Origin of the sequence: Methylobacterium nigriterrae (genome assembly GCF_037106235.1) — a bacterium.
GTDB lineage: Bacteria > Pseudomonadota > Alphaproteobacteria > Rhizobiales > Beijerinckiaceae > Methylobacterium > Methylobacterium nigriterrae.
The window spans coordinates 25741-45255 of sequence record NZ_JBAWTG010000036.1; the positions used below are offsets into that span (position 1 = coordinate 25741).

The following is a 19515-nucleotide window of genomic DNA, read 5'->3' on the forward strand; positions in this document are numbered from 1 at the left end:
GGCGGACGGACCCTGGCAAGCTGCGGACCAAACTGCGTACAAGACACCGCCCGGCCATGCCCGCACAGGCCGGCGGTCCCGAGGCCGTTCCGGCATTTCAGTGGCCACGTGAGTCCGCGGTTAGGCTCTTGCCACATGCCTCTTGCCGAGGCGGCCGGCACGGCACGCGCATCGTGCCGGGACGCGAGGATGAAAGGACGGCGATGAACACCACGACGCACAACCTGCGAGTGGACGGCTCCAGGCTCTGGTCGACGATCATGGAGACGGCGGCGTTCGGGGCGACGCCGGCGGGCGGCCTCAACCGTCTGACTCTCTCGGCGGAGGATGGGCGGGTGCGCGACTGGTTCCGCGACGCCTGCGAGGCGGCCGGTCTCGAGGTCGGCGTCGACGCGCTCGGAACGCAATTCGCGCTGCGCAAGGGACGCGACACGAGCCGGGCGCCGGTTGCCTGCGGCTCGCACCTCGACACGCAGCCGACCGGCGGGCGCTTCGACGGAATCCTCGGCACGCTCGCCGGCCTCGAGGTGATGCGCGCCCTGAACGATGCCGGCATCGAGACTGAGGCACCGCTCCTCCTCGTCAACTGGACGAACGAGGAGGGCTCCCGCTTCGCTCCCGCCATGATGGCCTCGGCGGCCTATGCGGGCGAGTTCACCGCCGAGGACATCCTGTCCCGCCGCGACGCCGCCGGGATCAGCGTGGCGGAGGCCCTCGACGCCATCGGCTATCGGGGGGACGAGCCGGTGGGCACGCGCAGGATCGGCCGCTTCGTCGAGCTTCACATCGAGCAGGGCCCGATCCTGGAGGCGGAGAACACGACGATCGGCGTCGTCGAGGGCGGGCAGGGGATCGCGTGGTTCGACGGCACGATCACGGGCTTCGAGAGCCACGCCGGCACCACCCCGATGCCGCGCCGGCGCGACGCGCTGCTCGGGCTCGCCGAGATCGCGCTCGGCGCCGAGGCGATCGCCAGGGCGTACTGGCCGAGCGCCGTCGCGACGGTCGGCGAGGCGGTGATCGGCGCGCCCTCGCGCAATGTGGTGCCCGGGCAGGTTCGCTTCACCCTCGATCTGCGCGATCCGAAATCCGAGACCCTCGACGCGGCCGAGGCCGCGTTGCGGGAGCGGATCGCCGAGATCGCGGCACGCCGCAACCTCGCGGTCGAGCTGACGCGGATCTGGCGCAAGGAGCCGGTACCCTTCGATCCCGCGATCGTCGCGTCCGTGCAGGGCGCTGCGGAGGCGCTCGGCCTGTCGCACCGACGCATGGTCTCGGGCGCGGGGCACGATGCCTGCAACCTCGCGGCCCGGGTGCCCACCGCCATGATCTTCGTGCCCTGCCGCGACGGCGTCAGCCACAACGAGTCGGAATCGGCGACCCAGGGCGACTGCACGGCGGGCGCGAACGTCCTGCTGCATACTCTGCTGGCGCTCGCGAACGCGCCGGCCTAACCTCGGGCAGCGCCCGTCCGCGGGACCGCCGGCCGCTCGGGCCGACCCCGCGGAGACCCGCACCCGGCCGCGCCGATCTCGGCGTCGGCACACGCAAAGGATGCATCAACTCCGGGCACCCCTGCCCGAGCGAGGCCCAACGGATGCCGACCCCCGCCAGCCTGATCGCCTTCGCGCTGATCTCCCTCGGCATGGTGCTGACGCCCGGCCCGAACATGATCTATCTCGTCTCACGCTCGATCGCGCAGGGGCGGATGGCGGGGCTGATCTCGCTCGGCGGCGTGGCGCTCGGCTTCGTGTTCTACATGCTGTGCGCGGCCTTCGGCATCACGGCGCTGCTGCTCGCCGTTCCCTTCGCCTACGACGCCCTGCGCTTCGGGGGCGCGCTCTACCTGCTCTACCTGGCCTGGCAGGCCGTGCGGCCCGGCGGGCGCACGCCGTTCCAGGTCCGGGACTTGGCCCCCGACGGCCCGCGCCGGCTCTTCGCGATGGGGTTCGTGACAAACCTCCTCAACCCCAAGATCGCCGTCATGTACCTGTCCCTGCTGCCGCAATTCATCAGCCCGGACCGGGGCAGCGTGCTCGGCCAGTCCCTGCTGCTCGGCGCGACGCAGATCCTGATCAGCGTCAGCGTCAACGCCGTCCTGGCGATCCTGGCGGGCTCGATCGCGGCGTTCCTCGCCGGGCGCCCGTCCTGGCTGGTGCTGCAGCGCTGGCTGATGGGCACGGTGCTCGCCGGCCTCGCACTCCGCATGGCGACCGAGGCGCGGCGCTAGGGCGGCCGAACCGACCGGGCGCAGCGGCATCGGCCGGGCGATCCCGACGCAGGTTAATGCGGTAGCCGGGCGCGCTTCCGATACTCGCGGCCCCGCCGGCCCGGCATCCGGTCGCATCAGGGTGCCAGGACGATGCCGGACGTTTCCTGCGACGCGGCCGCGTTCCCCCTCGCGGCCGGCATCCTGTTCGGCCTCGGCCTTGGCGGGTTCTTCGACGGCATCGTGCTGCATCAGGTCCTACAATGGCACCACATGGTGAGCAGCTGGGAGGTGCCGGACACCGTCGAGGCTCTGCGCGTCAACACGCTCTGGGACGGGCTCTTCCACGCCTCGACCTACCTGTTCGTGGTCGCCGGCCTCGTGCTGTTATGGCGGGCCACCCACCGCGGCCACCTGCGCTGGTCGGGCCGCCGGATGATCGGCGCGCTTCTCGTCGGCTGGGGCCTGTTCAACCTCGTCGAGGGCGTCGTCGACCACGAGATCCTCGGCGTGCATCACGTCAACGAGCGGGCACCCCGGGACGATTGGGTCTACTGGGATCTCGGCTTCCTTGCCTGGGGCGCCGTCATGGTGCTCGGCGGGCTGTGGCTGCTGCGCAGGACCCGCGGCGGGTCGCCTCTCCCGTCCGGGAAAGGTCGAGTCCGCGGAACGCGGACCGGGTGAGGCGGCGTCACCCGGGAATGCGACCGGCCGTCCCGGGCAGTCCCGGGACGGGCTCGGGACGATCCGTCTAGGGGCGTGCCGCGCTCAGTGCGCCCGGCCGGTTGGCCCGCGCCTGACGCCACTTCAGGTAGGCCTGATAGACGCGCTCCTTGTCGGCGGCGCCGCCCGGAGGCTGCTCGTCGAGGAAGCGTTCCAGCTCGGCGGCCGAGGCCACGTCCTGGCCGCGGTTCGCGTCGAGCCAGTCCTGGGCGGGGCGGAAGCGGGTCCAGCCTGGCACCGTCGCCGCGAGATTGACCTCCCGCCATTTCGGGTGGCGCTGGGGCGCCAGGAACTTGTCGTACTGGGTGAAGAAGGCCTCCACGAAGCGGGCGAGCTTGTTGTAGCGCTCCGATCCCTTCGGATGGTTGTAGACGCCGAGGATCGTGCCGACCGCCAGCGTCTCGATCGGCTCGCTCCCCTTCACGAGCTTCGGGTAGTCGGTGCTCGTCAGGGTCGCGGGCACGTAGGCCTCACTGAGCGTATCCGGGTAGGGCGTCTTCACGAGGTGGAAGCGGTCGCCCGGATCGAACCCGGCGACGACCGAGACGGGCTTGGCCGCCACCGAGACCACTGCTTCGACCTCGCCCTTGCGCAGCATCTCGAAGGCGGTCGGCTGGTCGACGTTGACGGCCTCGACGGCGATGCCGAGCCCCCGGAACATCGCTCGCCCGCTGTAATCCGTGCCGCTCCCCTTCACGTCGAAGGTGACGCGCTTGCCGGCGAGCTGGCGCACGTCGTCGATCGACTTCGGCCCGATCACGTGAAGCTCGTCGTTGAACAGCTTGGCGACGTAGTGGATGCGCTGCTCGACATCCTTCAGGCGCTTGTCCTGGCGGAGCTGATCGAGGGTGTCCGTGCGCACGAAGCCGAGGTCCACGCCCTTGAGGAACCGGATGTCGTAGGCGTTCTCGCCGGCCCCCTTGCCGAGGATGGGCAGGATGCGCAGCTTGTCGCCGTCGTCGAGGACGAAGGCGAGGTCGGCCCCGATCCGGAAGTAGGTGCCTCCGGGCGTGCCGGTGATCACCGAGACCGTGTTGGCGTTCATGCGCTCGCTCAGCGCCGATTCCGTTCCCGCGGGCTCCGGTTCGGGTGGCTTGACGCGGGCGGGCGGCGTCGGTTCGCGGGCGGCTTCCCGGGCCATGGCGCCTGCGCCTCCGAAGAGGACCAGCAGGCCGGCCAGGGCGGGGATCGTGGCGCGCTTCAGCATCATCCGGGTCCTCCGTGTTCTCATGGCATCGCGTCGTCGTGGGAGCGCCTCTCGTGACATCCCGTTCAGCGCACGGCCTCGGCCAGCGCCCGCGCATCGCGGAAACCGTCCTGCGCCGCCTTCGCGTAGAGGGCGCGGGCGCGATCCGGGTCCGGCTTCAGGCCCTGGACGTTCCAGCTGCGCAGCATCCGCGGATCGCAGGTCTGCGCGAGCAGGAAGGTCGCCTGCGGATTGCCGCGGCTCGCCGCGCGCTCGAGAATGAGCCGCGCGCCGCTGATGTCGCCGAGCTTGATCAGGCGCTCCGCCCGCGCGACGAGGGCCTTGGCGTCGGGCTCCGGGGCGCTCGGCGCGGCCGCCGCCTCGGCGGGAGGCGGAGCCGCGGGGGTCGGCGCGGGCGGCGGTGCCGCGGCCGGCTTGACGGGAGCGGCGGGCTTCGCTGCCGGAGCGGGTCCCCGCGCGGTCTCGGGCACGCGCTCCTGCACCGGTATCGCCGGGGGCTGCGCAATGAAGACCTCGGTGACCGGCGAGGCGGCATCCGGCCGGGCCGGGGCGATCTGCGCGGTCTCGATCGGCTTCACCGGGGCCTGCGCAACGGGGACCGGCGCCGGGGCGTCGCGCTCCGCGCCGCGCCGGGCCCGGGCTTCCGCGGGACCGCCGGACCGGATCGATGCGGGTGCGGGCTCCGGCGCTGCGGGCGCATCGGGTCTTGGAGCGGACTTCGCCCCCCGCTTCGGCGCGGGCTTGGCTGCCGCTTCGGCAACGGCCGGGTCCACTTGGGCCGCGTTGAGGACGAAGGTCGAGCGCGTCAGGTGCAGCGGGTCGCCGTTGTCCGGCCGGGACACGGCAACGACCGCCAGCGTGTAGGTGCCGGCCTCCTCCGTCGGCAGCGTGATCGAGAGCTCGGGCAGGTTCCAGTTCGTGACATCGACGACGGACTTCTCGTCCCCCACCATCACCTCGTGGGATGCATCGGCGAGGCGGGCGCCCTTGGGGATGCCGAGGAGGTAGGTGGTCGGGGCGGGCTTGCCGGGGACGTTCTGCACGGCAACCGCCAGAGGAATGGCGGCGCCCGGGAGACCTGAGACGTCCTGCGCGGTGACGAGGGAGGATTGCGGGGGGGCTGCCTCGTCCGCATCGGCGCTCGCCAGGCGCGTCGCGTGCCCGGCAGCCAGGACGCCCGTCGGCAGCGGCGCGAGGATGGCGAGGCACCCGGCGAGGATCGGGAGCGAGGCGCGAAGGCCCCGGAGGTGTTCAGTGCGGCTGAAACACGGCATCGGCGCTCCTCCGGACATGGCAGGGAGCACGACCGACTCCCGAACGGTCCTGCTCCCTCAGTCGGGGAATGGGCGCGATCGGGCCTTTGCATTGAGCAGGTTCGCCTTCCTCATCGGGATTAGCCGGTTCGGAAATTTCGGCTTAGCGCGGGGCGCGGCGGTCCCGGGGCGCCGCTGCGCGCAACCGGTGCGTTCAGGCGTCCCGCCACGCCGAGAAGCTCGCGGCCTGACCCCTGACGATGCCGGCGCGATCGACCAGTTGCCAGACGACGCCGTCCTCGATCCAGAAGCGGCGGCCGGACTTCGCCACCCGCAGGCCCCGGTAACCCGTCGCGAACCCCTCGCGCGCGACCGCGTCGAGGAGCGCCTGCCGCCCGGCCCGGTCCGGAGCCTCCGCCGAGAGGCGCGAGGGCAGGCCGATGAGCTCCGCCCGGTCGTACTCGAAGCGGGCCTGTGCCGTGCGGTTGGCGTAGATGAAGCGGGGGTCGGCCGCGGCATCGTGGGCGAGCACCGCGAAGGGCGCTTGCCCGTAGAGCCAGGCCGCGTCGCGCCCTGGCGGGACGAGGCGGCGTCCCACCAGCCGTTCGTGGCTCTCCGTGAGGAGCGCGAAGAAGTCCGGGTCGGTCGAGAGGTCCGCGGCGCCCGGCATGGTCACGCGGCGAGATAGGCTTTCAGGTTGCGGCGGATGCGCTCGAGCGGCGCCTCGTCTCCCGCGGGCCAGGCGAAGGGCTCTCCCGTGATCGTCTCGAAGGCCCGGATGTAGACGGAGGCGGTCTCGGTCACGACCTCGGGCGGGATCTCGGGGATCGGGTCCCGGTAGGGGTCGCAGCGCGCGGCCACCCAGTTGCGCACGAAGTCCTTGTCGAAGCTCTCCGGTGCCGCTCCTTGCGCGAAGCGGGACTCGTAGCTCCCGGCAAACCAGTAGCGGCTGCTGTCCGGTGTGTGGATCTCGTCCGCGAGCACGATCCGCCCCGCCGGGTCGGTGCCGAACTCGTATTTGGTGTCGGCGAGAATGAGGCCCCGCTCGGCCGCGCGCTGCTGGCCGCGGGCGAACAGGGCGAGCGCCGTTCGGGAGACCTCCCGCCACTGCTCGGGCGTGAGCAGGCCCTGCGCCAGGATCGCGTCGGCGGTCAGCGGCTCGTCGTGGCCGCCCTCGGCCGCCTTGGTGGTGGGCGTGATGATGGGCTCACCCAGCCGCTCGTTCGGGCGAAGGCCCTCGGGCAGGCGATGGCCGTACATCACGCGGGCGCCGGCCTTGTACTGCGTCAGGATCGAGGTCGCGGTGGTGCCGGCGAGGTAGCCGCGCACCACGATCTCGACCGGCAGGATGCTGAGCCGCTGGCCGACCACGACGTTCGGGTCCGGATAGGCGATGACGTGGTTCGGGCAGATGTCGCGCGTCTCCTCGAACCAGTAGCGAGCGGTCTGGGTCAGCACCTGCCCCTTGAAGGGGATCACCGCGAGGATCCGGTCGAAGGCACTCAGCCGGTCGCTGCTGATGAGGATGCGGCGGCCGTCGGGCAGGTCGTAATTGTCCCGGACCTTGCCGCGGTAATGGTTCGGCAGCTCGGGCAGAGTCGCCTCCCGCAGCACCAGATGGGCGTAGGGGGTCAGGTCTGCCGTATCCATCGGGACGCTCCGTCGGGCCGCTGCCGGCTCCCCTATGCGCGATCCGGCCAGGGAGTGCGAGAGGAGATCGCGCCGCCCGCTCAGCTTCCTCCGAAGAAGGCGATCCGCGTCAGCAGGGTGTAGCTCGCCTCGAACGTCATGATCGCCACGAAGACGAGGAGCGCGGCCGGCGGCACCAGGATCGCGTAGATCAGCGCCAGCCGCTCCCAGGCCATGTGCATGAACACGCCGACGATGAGCCCCGCCTTGACCATCATGAACAGCAGGATCAGGGACCAGCGCAATCCGCCCTGCAGATGGAAGTAATCGACGAGGTAGGAGCACGCGCTCAGAACGAACAGCCAGCCCCAGACGAGGAGATAGAGACGGATCGAATGCGCCTGGGCTCCGTCGTGGCTCGCCCGCCCGGCGCCTGCCTGCGCCATTCCTGCCTGTGCGCGCATCTCTGCCCGTGCAGCCATGGACCCGCTCCCTACCAGAGATAGAACAGGGCGAAGATGAAGACCCAGACCAGATCGACGAAGTGCCAGTACAGGCCCGCGATCTCGACGTTCTCGTAGCGGCCCTTCTGGCTGGTGAAGAAGCCGCGCCGCCCGACGTCGAAGTCGCCCCGCCAGACCTTCCGGGCGATGACGAGGAGCGCGATCACCCCGATCGTGACGTGGGTGCCGTGGAAGCCCGTGATCATGAAGAAGGTCGAGCCGAACTGGTCGGCTCCCCACGGATTGCCCCAGGGGCGCACACCCTCGTGGATGAGCTTCGACCACTCGAAGGCTTGCATGCCGACGAAGGTGGCGCCGAGGATCGCGGTGGCGATCATCAGGAGCGCGGTCGTCACGCGGTCGCGGCGGTAGCCGAAATTGACCGCCATCGCCATCGTGCCGCTGCTCGAGATCAGGACGAAGGTCATGATGGCGATCAGGATGAGCGGCAGCTGCCGGCCGCCGATCTCGAGGGCGAAGACCTCGCTCGGGTTCGGCCAGGGCACGGTCGTCGACATCCGCACCGTCATGTAGGACAGCAGGAAGCAGCCGAACACGAAGGTGTCGCTGAGGAGGAAGATCCACATCATGGCCTTGCGCCAGGAGGCGCCCGCGAAGGCCTGGCGGTCGGCGGACCATTCGTCGGAGAGCCGGCGCCAACGGCCCGGCCGGGACTCGGCGGGAGCGAGCGAGCGGAAGGCGAAGCCGGTCATGGTCACCTCATTCGGTCAACCGGGGCTGCACAGCGCGTAGACCAACCCCGACCAGGGCGTCCGGAACAGGAGCCCGAACAGAACGAGCCAGATCGCCAGGAGGGCGTCCCAGTAGATCGCGCAGAGCTCCGTCGGCAGGCGCAACGCCTCTGTGCCGGTCGCCCGCAGGGCCTGCGCCGTGAGGGCCGCGAGGGCGAGGAGGCCCGCGCCGAGATGCAGGCCGTGCAACGCCGTGATCAGGTAGAAGAAGGCGCCGGCCGCGTCTCCGGAGCCCGTGCCCGCTTCGAGGAGCTGGCGCCAGGCGAGAGCCTGCCCGCCGAGGAAGCCGAGGGTCGCGGCGATCGCCGCCGCGAGGCTGAGGACGACGGCGTCCCGCTCGCGGCGGATCGCTGCCGCCCGGCCCGCATGGAGCGCGAGGCTCGCCAGCGCGAGGAGCGCGCTCGTGAACCAGAGGACGCGCGGGTCGGGCAGCGACTGCCGGGAATCGGGCGGCACACGCATCGCGTAGGCCGCGACCAGGAGCGCGAAGAGCAGGCCGATCGCTGCGAGCAGCACGATGAGGCCGATCTTCGCGGCCGGCACCGCGGGCTGCGCCGGCTGAAGCGCCAGTCCCGGCCCCGCCTCCAGCCAGGGCTTCGAGGCAAGGCGCTGGCGCGACAGCCACCAGGCCGCGACGCTCCCGAGGATCACGAGGTAGACGAGCACGATGCTCACGCCGCGCCCCCGAGGGCGGTCTCGGGGGGCGCGGCGCGCACGAGGCCGGGCTGGTTCTGCGGGATGAAGTCCTGGTCGGCGCCCGGCACGCTGTAATCGTAGGCCCATCGGTACACGACCGGCGGCGTCCGGCCCCAGTTGCCGTGCGGCGGCGGCGTCTCGGGCGTCTGCCATTCGAGGGTGGTCGCCCGCCAGGGGTTGCCGCCGGCCGGAGCGCCGTGTCGGAGGCTGTGCACGAGGTTGACCAGGAACGCGATCTGGGCGGCCCCGACCATGAAGGCCACGACGCTGATGAAGGCGTTCAAGGTCGCGACCGAGGGCGTCACGAAGCTCAAGCCCTCGATGTCGAAATAGCGGCGCGGCACGCCCATCAGGCCGAGATAGTGCATCGGGAAGAAGATCGCGTAGGCGCCGAGGAACGTCGCCCAGAAGTGCAATCGGCCGAGGCGCTCGTCGAGCATGCGCCCGGTCACCTTCGGGTACCAGTGATAGATCCCGCCGAAGATCACGAGGATCGGGGCGACGCCCATGACCATGTGGAAATGGGCGACCACGAACATCGTGTCGGAGAGCGGCACGTCGACGACGACGTTGCCGAGGAAGAGCCCTGTCAGGCCGCCGTTCAGGAAGGTGACGATGAAGGCGATGGCGAAGAGCATCGGCAGGGTGAGATGGATGTCGCCCCGCCACAGGGTCAGCACCCAGTTGTAGACCTTGATCGCGGTCGGGATCGCGATCACGAGCGTCGTCGTGGCGAAGAAGAACCCGAAATAGGGATTCATGCCGCTGACGTACATGTGGTGGGCCCACACCACGAAGCTCAGGGCCCCGATGGCGATGATCGCCCAGACCATCATCCGATAGCCGAAGATGTTCTTGCGGGCGTGGGTGCTGATCAGGTCCGAGACGATGCCGAAGGCCGGCAGGGCGACGATGTAGACTTCGGGATGGCCGAAGAACCAGAACAGGTGCTGGAACAGGATCGGGCTGCCGCCGCTGTATTTCAGGCGCTGGCCCGCCTCGACGATCGCCGGCATGAAGAAGCTCGTGCCGAGCAGCCGGTCGAGGAGCATCATCACGGCACCCACGAACAGCGCCGGGAAGGCGAGGAGCGCCAGCACGGTCGCGGTGAAGATGCCCCAGATGGTGAGCGGCATCCGCATCAGGGTCATGCCGGGGGCGCGCGCCTGCAGCACCGTGACGACGTAGTTCACCCCGCCCATGGTGAAGCCGATGATGAACAGGATCAGCGAGGCGAGCATCAGGACGATGCCCCATTCCTGCCCGGGCGTGCCCGAGAGGATCGCCTGCGGCGGGTAGAGCGTCCAGCCGGCCCCGGTCGGGCCGCCCGGCGCGAAGAAGCTCGCCACCAGCACCAGCACGGCGAGGAGATAGACCCAGTAGCTCAGCATGTTGACGTAGGGGAACACCATGTCCCGGGCGCCGAGCATCAGGGGGATCAGGTAATTGCCGAACCCGCCGAGGAAGAGCGCGGTCAGCAGGTAGATGACCATGATCATCCCGTGCATGGTGATGAACTGGTAGTATTCCTTCGGCCCGAAGAAGGCGGCCACGCTCGGGAAGCCGAGCTGCAGGCGGATCATCCACGAGAGCACCAGCGCCACGAGGCCGATCGCCAGCGCCGTGCTCGAGTATTGGACGGCGATGATCTTGGCGTCCTGGCTGAAGACGTACTTCGTCAGCCAGCTGTGCGGATGGTAGAGCTCGACATCGTCGATTTCCGCCCTCGGCAGAGGGCCGGCCGTTCCGAACTGCGCGTCGGCCATCGCTGCAGCCTCCTCACCTGTCCTGCCTGTCGCTGAGTTGCGCGTTCCTGCCGCCGCGCGGTCCGGCGGCGAAGTGCGAGAACGTCTTCTGCTGGTCGAGCCAGGAGCGGTACTCGGGCTCGGCATCGACGACGACCCGGCCCCGCATGGCGTAGTGGTTGACGCCGCAGACCTCGTTGCAGAGCGCGTCGAACGCGCCGGTCCGCGTCGGCGTGAACCAGAAATACGTGATCATGCCGGGGATCATGTCCATCTTGGCACGGAATTCCGGCACATAGAAATTGTGCACCACGTCGATCGAGCGGAGCAGAACCTTCACCGGCCGGCCCACGGGCAGGTGCAGGTCGTCCCCATCGATGACGATGTCGTCGCGGGCGCTCGCATCCTGCGGATCGAGGCCGAGTGGATTCTCGTCGGTGATATGGCGGATCTCGGCGGCGCCGAGACGCCCGTCCGCGCCGGGCAGGCGGTAGCTCCAGCGCCATTGCTGGGCCACGATCTCGACCTCGGAGGCGTGGTCCGGCACCCGAACGAACTGGGCCCAGACGATCAGGCCCGGCGCCAGCATCGCGGCGACGCCGAGGGCCGTGAGCCCCGTCAGCCAGCCCTCGAGCCGGCGGTTCTCGGGCTCGTAGGCCGCCCGCCGGCCGGGCCGGTGACGGAAGCGGAACAGGCAATAGGCGACGAACAGCACCACCGCCGCGAAGACGAACCCCGTGATCCAGAAGGTGATGATCAGGGTCTGGTCGATATAGCCCCAGTTCGACGCGATCGGTGTCCACCACCACGGGCTGACGAGGTGGAAGGCGATCGAACCGAGGGCGATCAGGACGAGGATGAGCGCCATAGAAGCCGCCTTGCGCGCCGCCTCTCCCCGACGGGGTGTCGATGTCCGTCCGGGAGGGGTGAAGCGCGTCCGTTACTCCATCACGATCTGTGCGTTGCGTTGCGCCCGCCGGGCGGCGCCTTTCGGTCTCAGGAGGCGACCGTGCGGCGGTAGAGGTGCCAGGTGGCGTGTCCGAGGATCGGCATGACGAGGGCAAGCCCCACGAAGAGCGGCAGCATGCCCATCACCAGCAGGCCCGCGACGATGAAGCCCCAGGTCACCATCGTGCGCGGGTTCATCCGCACGGCCGACAGCGAGGTCTCGATGGCCGTCAGCGCGTCGACCTCCCGGTCGACGAGCATCGGCAGCGATACCACGCTGACAGCGAGCGCGATGAGCGAGAAGGCGAAGCCCACGAGGTTGCCGAGCACGATCATGATCCAGCCGCGCTGCGTCGTCAGGACCTCCTCGGCGAAGGCGAAGACGGATTCGTGCCGCTCGGTGCCGTAGAGCGCCCAGTACAGGCCCATCGCGATCACCAGCCAGGCGAAGAAGATCGTCATCAGCACGAAGCCGACCGCGAAGATGGCGCCGGCCGAGCGCGCCTTGAGCGGCTCGTAGGCATGATTCCAGCTCGTATCGAGCCCGGCCTCGCGCCGCCGGCTGAGCTCGTACAGGCCGATCCCCGCGAAGGGGCCGACCAGCGCGAAGCCGGAGGCCAGCGGGAACAGCAGCGGAACGAGGTCCTGCTCGAAGGCCAGCGTCGCGATGATCACGCCCGCAACCGGGTAGATCACGATCACGAACAGAACGTGCGTCGGCATCGCCAGGAAATCCTCGACGCCCTTCGACAGCGCGTATCGGAGATCGGACAGCCCGATCCGGCGCACGTCCGGGCGCGCCATCGGCGGATGGGGGGAGGCGGCATCGAGCATCGTCATCGCGGCGCCCTCCTCGAGGAAGACAGAATCGCGACGGCCGGGCCGCGCGGGACCGGGCCACGTCCGCCGCTGAATCGCCAAGCGCGACAGGGCGCGACTATAGCTTATCTCTTAGTTCCTGTCTCAGGATTTTGGATGTTTTGCTCTAAGGACGGCGAGTTCTCGCGGGCCGCCACGCAGCATTTGCGACCGCCAGCTTGGCAATGATGCGCGTCTGTCGGAAAGAGTACTGACACTCAACTTGCCGCGATGGCTGGCTCAGAGCGCGGCGGCATGCGATGATGCGTGCCGGCCATTCCTCGTCACGGAGGCCCGCGATGACAACGTACATCATGCTGGCGAACTGGACCGACCAAGGCGCGCGCACGGCAACGGATTCGCCGACCCGGCTCGATGCGGCGAAGAAGCTGCTCGCGGAGATGGGCGGCGCCTTTCGGCACTTCTACCTGACGATGGGTCCGTACGATATCGTCATCGTCTACGAGGCGCCCGACGACGCGGTCGCGGCGCGCTTCAACCTGCAGCTCGGCATGCTGGGCAACGTCCGCACCCAGACCCTGAAAGCCTTTCCGGAGGCGGCCTACCGGCAGATCGTCAACTCGCTCAGCTACGAGGCGCCGCCGCGCTGGCGGACGTGACGCCTCGTCGTCCCGGAGGCGTCGTGCCTCAATCCCGCGTCGGGCGATTGCGGCTGCGCGCACGCACGGGGATCGCCGCGCGTCGCGCCGCCCGCAGGTCGCCGAGCATCTCCGTGAGGGCGTGCTGGAGGGACACCAGCGAGAAGGCGACGATACCGAAGACCAGGAGAGCGGATACGAGGGTCTTCGCTGTCAACGGGTCCATGGTCGTCAGTCCTGTCAGAGTTCGTTCGGGGCCTGGTCGGGATGTGGCCCTCGCCCGGGCGGCGCACCACCGACTTTGACGGAGATCAGCCATGCAACCGACCGGTTCGACCGCGTGCGCGGGCGCACGGCCGGCCGACGCGACCGGTGAGAACGGATGCGAGGCTCAGGGAAGTGCGGCTCGCCGCTCCTGATTGCCCGGCTCGGCCAGTCTGCGTCGCTCGCAGACGGTCTTGGCGTAGTGCCCCTGCAACAGCTCGGGGTCCCGCGCCGGAGTGACCTGCCCCGTCATCATGCAGTTGAACGGGCTTGAGACGGGTGTGGCCTGCACGTCAAGGGCGGTCTCGCGCGAGCAGTCGGCGGGCGCCGTCGTGGCCGTGCAGATCAGGATGACGGCCAAGAGGTTCATGGGTGGTCTCCGTCGTCGTGCTCGGCAGCGTCCGTGCGGCGCGCTCTGCCGTCAGATCGACTTTCGGCGCGTCGCAGAAGCGCGACCATGACGGAGGTCACAGAGGCGGGCCGGGGTCATCGGGCGGATCACGCGCGATGCATGGGGCGGCCAGCGTTCGGCGCGGTTCCGGGGGGCGCCGGGAGAGGTGCGATCGGCGGCCGATTGCGGGGCAGCGCTCATGATCGGCCGGCATGGCCGAGCTTCGCCCCGGGGCGTGGAACCGCGCGGCCGGGCCCGCCGAGGGTCGTCTCGGCATCGGGCCGTGGAACATTTCGCACATTCGCAACGCGGGGTTGCGGATCGGTCATGAATGGTTAAGCTTGGCTCACGCCGCCCCGTCGGCGCTCACCGCAGGATCTCATGGCCTCGATCAAAATCAAACCGACCCATGATGGCACGTATACGATCTATCGTAACGGTGGTGCCGTCAGTACCGGCTTGACGCGCGCGCAGGCTGATCAGCTTGCCTCTGTTCTCAGATCTCTCGAGAACAAGATCTAACTTACATTTCATGCATGCAGCGTGGCGATCGATGAGTGTGTCGGCCGCCACGCCGCTCGATCGAATGCTGAGCGTTCAGGGAATGTCCTGTTCGGACGGGCGCAGGATGGCGGCCCAGAGACGCTCCGCCGGCGGGCTCTGTCGGGCCCGCGGCCGGTAGAGCCTGATCTCGATGGGCACGTCCCCGTCGGCGCTCGCCGCCCTGACGAGAGACCCGCGCTCCAGATCCTGCGCCACGAGGCTCATGGGTGCCCAGGCGACCCCTCTCGCCTCGCGTGCCATCGCCACGAGGACCGAGGCGAGGTGCGAGGTGAAGGCCGGCTTCAGCCATGACCCGCTCGCCTCGATCGCCCGCGCCCCGGTCAGGATCCGCCCCATCCCGGATTCGCCGCTGAAGGCGAGGAGAGGCAGCGGCGCCTCCGCGCTTCCCGGCAGGGCGTAGAGGGGGCGGGTCCCGCCCGGCTCGGGCGCGCTCACGGGCAGGAGCGCGTCGGCTCCGAGAGGAACCGACCGGAACTGCTCGCTCATCAGGAGGTGCGTCGCCTGCGGATGGTGATGGCAGAGAAGGAACTGCGCCTCGCCGCGCAGCATCATCTGCTCGCAGGCCGTCATGTGGGCGGCCGTCAGGTGGATCGTTGCCTCGAGCGGTGCCCAGCGCTCGACCGCGCGAAGCCAATTCGGGAAGAAGGTCAGGGACAAGGCCTGCGTCGAGGCGAATCGCAGAGTCGCCACCGCCATCCGCCCGGCTTCGCGGGCGGCTTCCCGTCCCTGATAGAGGCGCCGCAAGGTCTCCTCGGCGACCGGCCGGAAGCGCTCGCCCGCGGGCGTCAGGGCGATCGGCTGCAGATCGCGGTCGAAGAGCGGGCTGCCGATCCAGGCCTCGAGCGCGCGCACGCGGCGGCTGAAGGCCGGCTGCGTGATGCCGCGCTGCTCTGCCGCGCGCGAGAAATGCCCGCAATCGATCAGGGCGAGAAAGTCTTCGAGCCAGGCCGCGTCCATCGCGGCCAGGATGCTGGAGACCGCCCTCAGGGGTCAACGCGCCGTGCTTGGCCGAGCGCCGGCATCGACGCATGCCGGATCGGCATTGGCCTCTCGCCGGCGAATCCGTTGAATGGGCGCGCACGATCCGCCCCGGATCGCGAGGCCCGGAATGCCGATGCAAGCCCGCACCCTCTACGACAAGATCATCGACGCCCACACGGTGCGGCGCCTCGACGACCGGAACGGCCCCGGCGCTGAGATCCTCCTCTACATCGACCGTACGGTCCTCAACGAGTACACGAGCCCGCAGGCCTTCAGCGGCCTGCGCGAGGCAGGCCGCCCGGTCTGGCGACCGCGGGCCGCGCTCGGCGTGGTCGATCACGTCAACCCGACCGCGGCGAGGCGCGTCGCCGCCATGCCGGATGCGGGCGGCGCGCGCCAGGTCGCCTATTTCTCCGAGAATTGCCGCGACTTCGGCATCGAACTCCTCGACGTGCTGCACCCGCTCCAGGGCATCGAGCACGTGGTGGCACCGGAACTCGGCTTCATCCTGCCCGGCATGGTGGTCGCGGCCGGCGACAGCCACACCACCACCTACGGCGCGCTGGGGGCGCTCGGCTTCGGCATCGGCACATCCGACATCGAGCACTACCTCGCGACGCAGACCCTGGTCTACCGCCGGATGCGCACCCTGCGGGTCGTCCTCGATGGCCTGCTGCCGCCCGGCGTCGCCGCCAAGGACGTGGTGATGGCCCTGATCCGCCGGATCGGCGCCGACGGAGCGACGGGCTTCTCGGTCGAGTTCGCGGGCGACGGCATTGCGGCCCTCGGCGTCGAGGCCCGTATGACGATCTGCAACATGGCGGTCGAGTGCGGGGCGCGCGGCGTCGTGATGGTGCCGGACGAGGCCGTTGTCGCGTATCTGCAGGGCAAGCCGCGCGTGCCGCAGGGCGCGCTGTGGCAGGCCGCCGCCGCGTGCTGGCAGACCCTTCGAAGCGACCCGGACGCCGTCTTCGACCGCGAGGTGCGCCTCGCGGCCGGGGAGATCGAGCCGATGATCACCTGGGGCACGAGCCCCGACCAGGCGGCACCGATCGGCGGCCATGTGCCGGACCCCGACGGCGAGGCCGATGCGGGACGGCGCCGGGACATGGCCCGGGCGCTGGCCTACATGGATCTCGCCCCCGGCCTCGCCCTCGAGGCGATCCCGATCCAGCGCGCCTTCATCGGGTCCTGCACCAACGCGCGCCTTTCGGACCTGCGCGAGGCCGCCGCGATCCTGCGCGGGCGCCGTATCGCCGCCGGCGTCCGCGGCATGGTGGTGCCGGGCTCCTCCAGCGTCCGCCGCGCCGCCGAGGCGGAAGGGCTCGACCGCATCTTCCGCGAAGCCGGCTTCGAATGGCGCCAATCCGGCTGCTCCCTATGCCTTGCCATGAACGACGACGTGCTGGCACCGGGCGAGCGCTGTGCATCGAGCACCAACCGCAATTTCGAGGGACGCCAGGGAACGGGCGGCCGCACCCACCTGATGAGCCCCGCCATGGTCGCGGCCGCGGCGGTGGCCGGCCATCTCACCGATGTCCGCCGCCTCGGCAGGGAGCGCTGAGCATGCAGCCCTTCACCATCGTCACCGGGCCGGCCGCGCCGCTGCCGGCCGCGCATATCGACACCGACGTGATCATGCCCAAGCAGTTCCTGAAGGGCATCGACCGGACCGGCCTGCGCGAGGGGACCTTCCACGAACTGCGCTTCTCCGCGCCGGGCGCGCCGCGGCCCGATTTCGTGCTCAACCGTCCCGAATGGGAGCGGGCGCGCTTCCTCGTCGTCGGACCCAATTTCGGCTGCGGCTCGTCGCGCGAGCACGCGGTCTGGGGGCTGCAGCAGCTCGGCATCCGCGCCATCATCGGCACGAGCTTCGCCGGCATCTTCGCCGACAACGCGGCCAATAACGGCCTTCTCCTCGTGACGCTCGACCCTGAGGCCGTGACTGCGCTCGGCCGGCTCGCCGCCGATCCGGACCGCAATGGCCTGACGGTCGATCTGCCGAGCCAGACGGTCACGGCCGCTGACGGGTCGGTCTTCGCCTTCGAGATCCCGCCGATGCGCAAGGACGCGCTGCTGCGCGGCCTCGACGCGATCGGCGCGACCCTCGATCAGGCAGCGGCGATCCGGGCGTTCGAGGCGCGCCACCTCGCCGTCCATCCCTGGCTCGCCTGATGGGAGCGGCGCCATGACATCGGGCCTTTCCGAGCGGAGCCCCTTCCTGACCGGCTTCGATCTCGCGGACATCACAGTCGGCGATCCGCCGATCCGGATCAGGGCGGCGCTCTCGCGGGCCGGCAACCGGCTCCCGGTTCTGCTGCTCCACGGACATCCGCAGACCCACGCCACCTGGCACGCGGTCGCTCCCCGCATCGCGGAAGCCGGGCATCCGGTGGTGGCGATCGACCTGCGCGGCTACGGCGACAGCGACAAGCCAGAATCCGACGGCGATCACGGGCCCTACGCGAAGCGGACGATGGCCGCCGACGCGGTCGCGGTCATGCGACGGCTCGGGTATGAGCGGTTCGCCGCCGTCGGCCACGACCGCGGCGGCCGCGTCGCGCACCGCCTGGCCCTCGACCATCCGGGTGCCGTCGCGCGGCTTGCCGTCCTCGACATCGCGCCGACGCTGACGATGTACGAGCGCACGGACCGGGCCTTCGCGACCCGCTATTTCTGGTGGTTCTTCCTGATCCAGCCGGAGCCGCTGCCCGAGCGCATGATCGGCGCCGATCCGGAGGGGTACCTGCGCCACCACCTGCGCGGCCAGAGCGCGACGCCCGGCATCCCGGCCGAGCCGTTGATCCGCGAGTACCTTCGCTGCTACCGCGGCGAGGGCGCGATCCATGCGATCTGCGAGGATTACCGCGCCGCCGCCGGCATCGATCTCGACCATGACCGGCGCGACGCCGCGGAGGGCCGACGCCTGCGCGCGCCCCTCTTGGCGCTCTGGGGCGCGAAGGGCACGGTGGGCGCCCTCTACGACGTCCTGGAGACCTGGCGCGAGAAGGCGGATGTGGTCGAGGGCTGCGCCCTGCCGTGCGGCCACCTCGTCCAGGAGGAGGCGCCCGCAGCCGTCCTCGCGCAGCTCGTGCCTTTCCTGGGCCGGTGAGCGCCGGTCGCGCTTCTCGGCCCGTGCGGGAGGGCCGCCCGGGTCAGCAGCCGCGGCAGATGCTCGTGCCGATCGAGCGGCCGGCGCCCGAATGGAGACGCTGCCCGCGCGCGCCCGAATGGTGGAAGGCGCGGCCCGGCACCGCGTAGTAATCGGGCTGCGGCTGGAACAGGACGTTTCGCTGTCCCTGCATGTTCAGGGTGTTGAAGTCGGTCGTCTGCTGCTGCTGGAAAGCCCGCATCTGGCTTTGCGCCGCCAGCGAGTTGTTGATGCTGTTGATGTTCGAGCTCGGCATGCCCTGCGCGGCGGCCGGGCCGCTGCCCAGGCCGGCGAGAAGCAGAGCGGTGGCAAGTAGCGACGCGCGCATGGCGGTCCTCGTTCGGATCTTCGAGCGCTAGGATCGGGTCTGCGGGAACGACGCGTCAACCGTTGCACCGGTTCCCGATCGACTCGGTGCAGCTGCGCACGCCGCCTCGCCCGGGATCCGGTGGCCGGGGCTATTGCCGGGCGATCGCGTAGGCGAGGTCAGCGATGTCGGTGTCGTTGAGGTCCTGGGCGGCCTCGTTCATGGCCGGATCGAAGCCGGCGCGGTCGCTGGAGCGATACCCCTTGAGCGCGGCCGCGAGATACTCCTCGCGCTGGGCGCGCAGCCGAGGGATCTGGTCCTGCCCGCCGAGATTCGGCCCGTGGCAGGACGTGCAGCGGTGCTTGCCGATGAGCTCCCGGGCGCGCGCCATGCGTGCGGGATCGCCCGCCGGTCCCTGGTAGACCGGCGCGGGCAGCTTGGCGATCTCGGTGGCGTAGGCCGTCAGGTCGTCGTCGCTCATGGGCTCGGCGAGCCCGTTCATCGGCTCGGCCCTGCGCTGCCCCTCGCGGAACATGAACAGCTGGTTCGTCACGAAGGTCGCCGGCATGCCGCCGAGCGAAGGAACGCCCGGGTTCTGCGAGGTTCCGGCCCCGTGGCAGGCGGTGCAGGCCTCGATCGCGGGCGCGGCCGCGAGCGGTGCGCCCGCGAGCGCGAGGAGAGACGTCAGGACAGCGAGACAGGCGCGCATCGTGAACCGCAACGGGCGTGAGGGGA

The 19515-nt window shown here is 70.2% G+C and carries 22 protein-coding genes; 7 read left to right on the forward strand and 15 right to left on the reverse strand.

The window, feature by feature from the left end:
* Positions 1-203: 203 nt before the first annotated feature.
* The 3 genes from WDW90_RS18875 to WDW90_RS18885 all read left to right on the forward strand — a co-directional run bounded on the left by WDW90_RS18875 (position 204) and on the right by WDW90_RS18885 (position 2893).
* Entirely contained in the window at positions 204-1454 is a 1251-nt protein-coding gene (locus WDW90_RS18875; protein WP_336488975.1) for a Zn-dependent hydrolase, read from the forward strand.
* 143 nt (positions 1455-1597) lie between these two features.
* Positions 1598-2230, forward strand: a complete 633-nt coding sequence (locus WDW90_RS18880) for a LysE family translocator (RefSeq protein WP_336488976.1) — start codon at positions 1598-1600, stop codon at positions 2228-2230.
* Positions 2231-2362: 132 nt separating this feature from the next.
* A complete protein-coding gene (locus WDW90_RS18885) occupies positions 2363-2893 on the forward strand; it encodes a DUF2243 domain-containing protein (protein ID WP_336488978.1) in 531 nt (176 codons plus the stop codon).
* A 67-nt stretch (positions 2894-2960) separates the two neighbouring features.
* Here WDW90_RS18885 and WDW90_RS18890 read toward each other — a convergent pair whose 3' ends face one another.
* The 10 genes from WDW90_RS18890 to WDW90_RS18935 all read right to left on the reverse strand — a co-directional run bounded on the left by WDW90_RS18890 (position 2961) and on the right by WDW90_RS18935 (position 12505).
* Positions 2961-4139 (reverse strand): TAXI family TRAP transporter solute-binding subunit, encoded by a 1179-nt coding sequence (locus WDW90_RS18890; protein WP_336489015.1) that lies wholly within the window; start codon positions 4137-4139, stop codon positions 2961-2963.
* 65 nt (positions 4140-4204) lie between these two features.
* Positions 4205-5413: an SEL1-like repeat protein gene (locus WDW90_RS18895; RefSeq protein WP_336488979.1), complete on the reverse strand. Its 1209-nt coding sequence runs from the start codon at positions 5411-5413 to the stop codon at positions 4205-4207.
* A 193-nt stretch (positions 5414-5606) separates the two neighbouring features.
* Positions 5607-6062 (reverse strand): MEKHLA domain-containing protein, encoded by a 456-nt coding sequence (locus WDW90_RS18900; protein ID WP_336489016.1) that lies wholly within the window; start codon positions 6060-6062, stop codon positions 5607-5609.
* Between the two features lie 2 nt (positions 6063-6064).
* On the reverse strand, positions 6065-7042 hold the full coding sequence (locus WDW90_RS18905) for a phosphoribosylaminoimidazolesuccinocarboxamide synthase (RefSeq protein WP_336488980.1): 978 nt from the start codon (positions 7040-7042) through the stop codon (positions 6065-6067).
* Positions 7043-7122: 80 nt separating this feature from the next.
* Entirely contained in the window at positions 7123-7467 is a 345-nt protein-coding gene (locus WDW90_RS18910) for a cytochrome C oxidase subunit IV family protein (RefSeq protein WP_336489017.1), read from the reverse strand.
* A gap of 47 nt (positions 7468-7514) precedes the next feature.
* The gene (locus WDW90_RS18915; RefSeq protein WP_336488981.1) at positions 7515-8237 is read right to left on the reverse strand and encodes a heme-copper oxidase subunit III family protein; all 723 of its coding nucleotides are present in this window, start codon (positions 8235-8237) and stop codon (positions 7515-7517) included.
* 15 nt (positions 8238-8252) lie between these two features.
* Positions 8253-8951: a cytochrome c oxidase subunit 3 gene (locus WDW90_RS18920; RefSeq protein WP_336488982.1), complete on the reverse strand. Its 699-nt coding sequence runs from the start codon at positions 8949-8951 to the stop codon at positions 8253-8255.
* Positions 8948-10738, reverse strand: coding sequence for a cytochrome c oxidase subunit I (gene ctaD / locus WDW90_RS18925; RefSeq protein WP_336488983.1), 1791 nt, complete (start codon positions 10736-10738; stop codon positions 8948-8950). The genes WDW90_RS18920 and ctaD overlap by 4 nt, the downstream gene beginning before the upstream one ends.
* A gap of 13 nt (positions 10739-10751) precedes the next feature.
* Positions 10752-11585, reverse strand: coding sequence for a cytochrome c oxidase subunit II (locus tag WDW90_RS18930; protein WP_336488984.1), 834 nt, complete (start codon positions 11583-11585; stop codon positions 10752-10754).
* Between the two features lie 128 nt (positions 11586-11713).
* Entirely contained in the window at positions 11714-12505 is a 792-nt protein-coding gene (locus WDW90_RS18935) for a DUF2189 domain-containing protein (protein ID WP_336488985.1), read from the reverse strand.
* A 317-nt stretch (positions 12506-12822) separates the two neighbouring features.
* Between WDW90_RS18935 and WDW90_RS18940 the strand changes: the two genes are divergently transcribed.
* A complete protein-coding gene (locus WDW90_RS18940; protein ID WP_336488986.1) occupies positions 12823-13143 on the forward strand; it encodes a GYD domain-containing protein in 321 nt (106 codons plus the stop codon).
* Between the two features lie 28 nt (positions 13144-13171).
* Here the strand turns inward: WDW90_RS18940 and WDW90_RS18945 are convergent, their stop codons facing one another.
* The 3 genes from WDW90_RS18945 to WDW90_RS18955 all read right to left on the reverse strand — a co-directional run bounded on the left by WDW90_RS18945 (position 13172) and on the right by WDW90_RS18955 (position 15298).
* Positions 13172-13348 (reverse strand): hypothetical protein, encoded by a 177-nt coding sequence (locus WDW90_RS18945; protein WP_336488987.1) that lies wholly within the window; start codon positions 13346-13348, stop codon positions 13172-13174.
* Positions 13349-13513: 165 nt separating this feature from the next.
* The gene (locus tag WDW90_RS18950; RefSeq protein ID WP_336488988.1) at positions 13514-13756 is read right to left on the reverse strand and encodes a hypothetical protein; all 243 of its coding nucleotides are present in this window, start codon (positions 13754-13756) and stop codon (positions 13514-13516) included.
* 618 nt (positions 13757-14374) lie between these two features.
* Entirely contained in the window at positions 14375-15298 is a 924-nt protein-coding gene (locus tag WDW90_RS18955; protein WP_336488989.1) for a LysR family transcriptional regulator, read from the reverse strand.
* 157 nt (positions 15299-15455) lie between these two features.
* On the opposite strand from WDW90_RS18955, the gene leuC reads away from it, so the two are divergent.
* The 3 genes from leuC to WDW90_RS18970 are packed head-to-tail and all read left to right on the forward strand — an operon-like array spanning position 15456 to position 18434.
* Positions 15456-16886: a 3-isopropylmalate dehydratase large subunit gene (gene leuC, locus WDW90_RS18960; protein ID WP_336489018.1), complete on the forward strand. Its 1431-nt coding sequence runs from the start codon at positions 15456-15458 to the stop codon at positions 16884-16886.
* A 2-nt stretch (positions 16887-16888) separates the two neighbouring features.
* Positions 16889-17497, forward strand: coding sequence for a 3-isopropylmalate dehydratase small subunit (gene leuD / locus WDW90_RS18965; protein WP_336488990.1), 609 nt, complete (start codon positions 16889-16891; stop codon positions 17495-17497).
* Between the two features lie 13 nt (positions 17498-17510).
* Complete coding sequence (locus WDW90_RS18970) at positions 17511-18434, forward strand: alpha/beta hydrolase (RefSeq protein WP_336488991.1); 924 nt, start codon at positions 17511-17513, stop codon at positions 18432-18434.
* A gap of 43 nt (positions 18435-18477) precedes the next feature.
* Here WDW90_RS18970 and WDW90_RS18975 read toward each other — a convergent pair whose 3' ends face one another.
* Together WDW90_RS18975 and WDW90_RS18980 are read right to left on the reverse strand one after the other, a co-directional pair.
* A complete protein-coding gene (locus WDW90_RS18975; RefSeq protein ID WP_336488992.1) occupies positions 18478-18801 on the reverse strand; it encodes a hypothetical protein in 324 nt (107 codons plus the stop codon).
* A gap of 130 nt (positions 18802-18931) precedes the next feature.
* On the reverse strand, positions 18932-19489 hold the full coding sequence (locus WDW90_RS18980; RefSeq protein ID WP_336488994.1) for a c-type cytochrome: 558 nt from the start codon (positions 19487-19489) through the stop codon (positions 18932-18934).
* Positions 19490-19515: the final 26 nt, after the last annotated feature.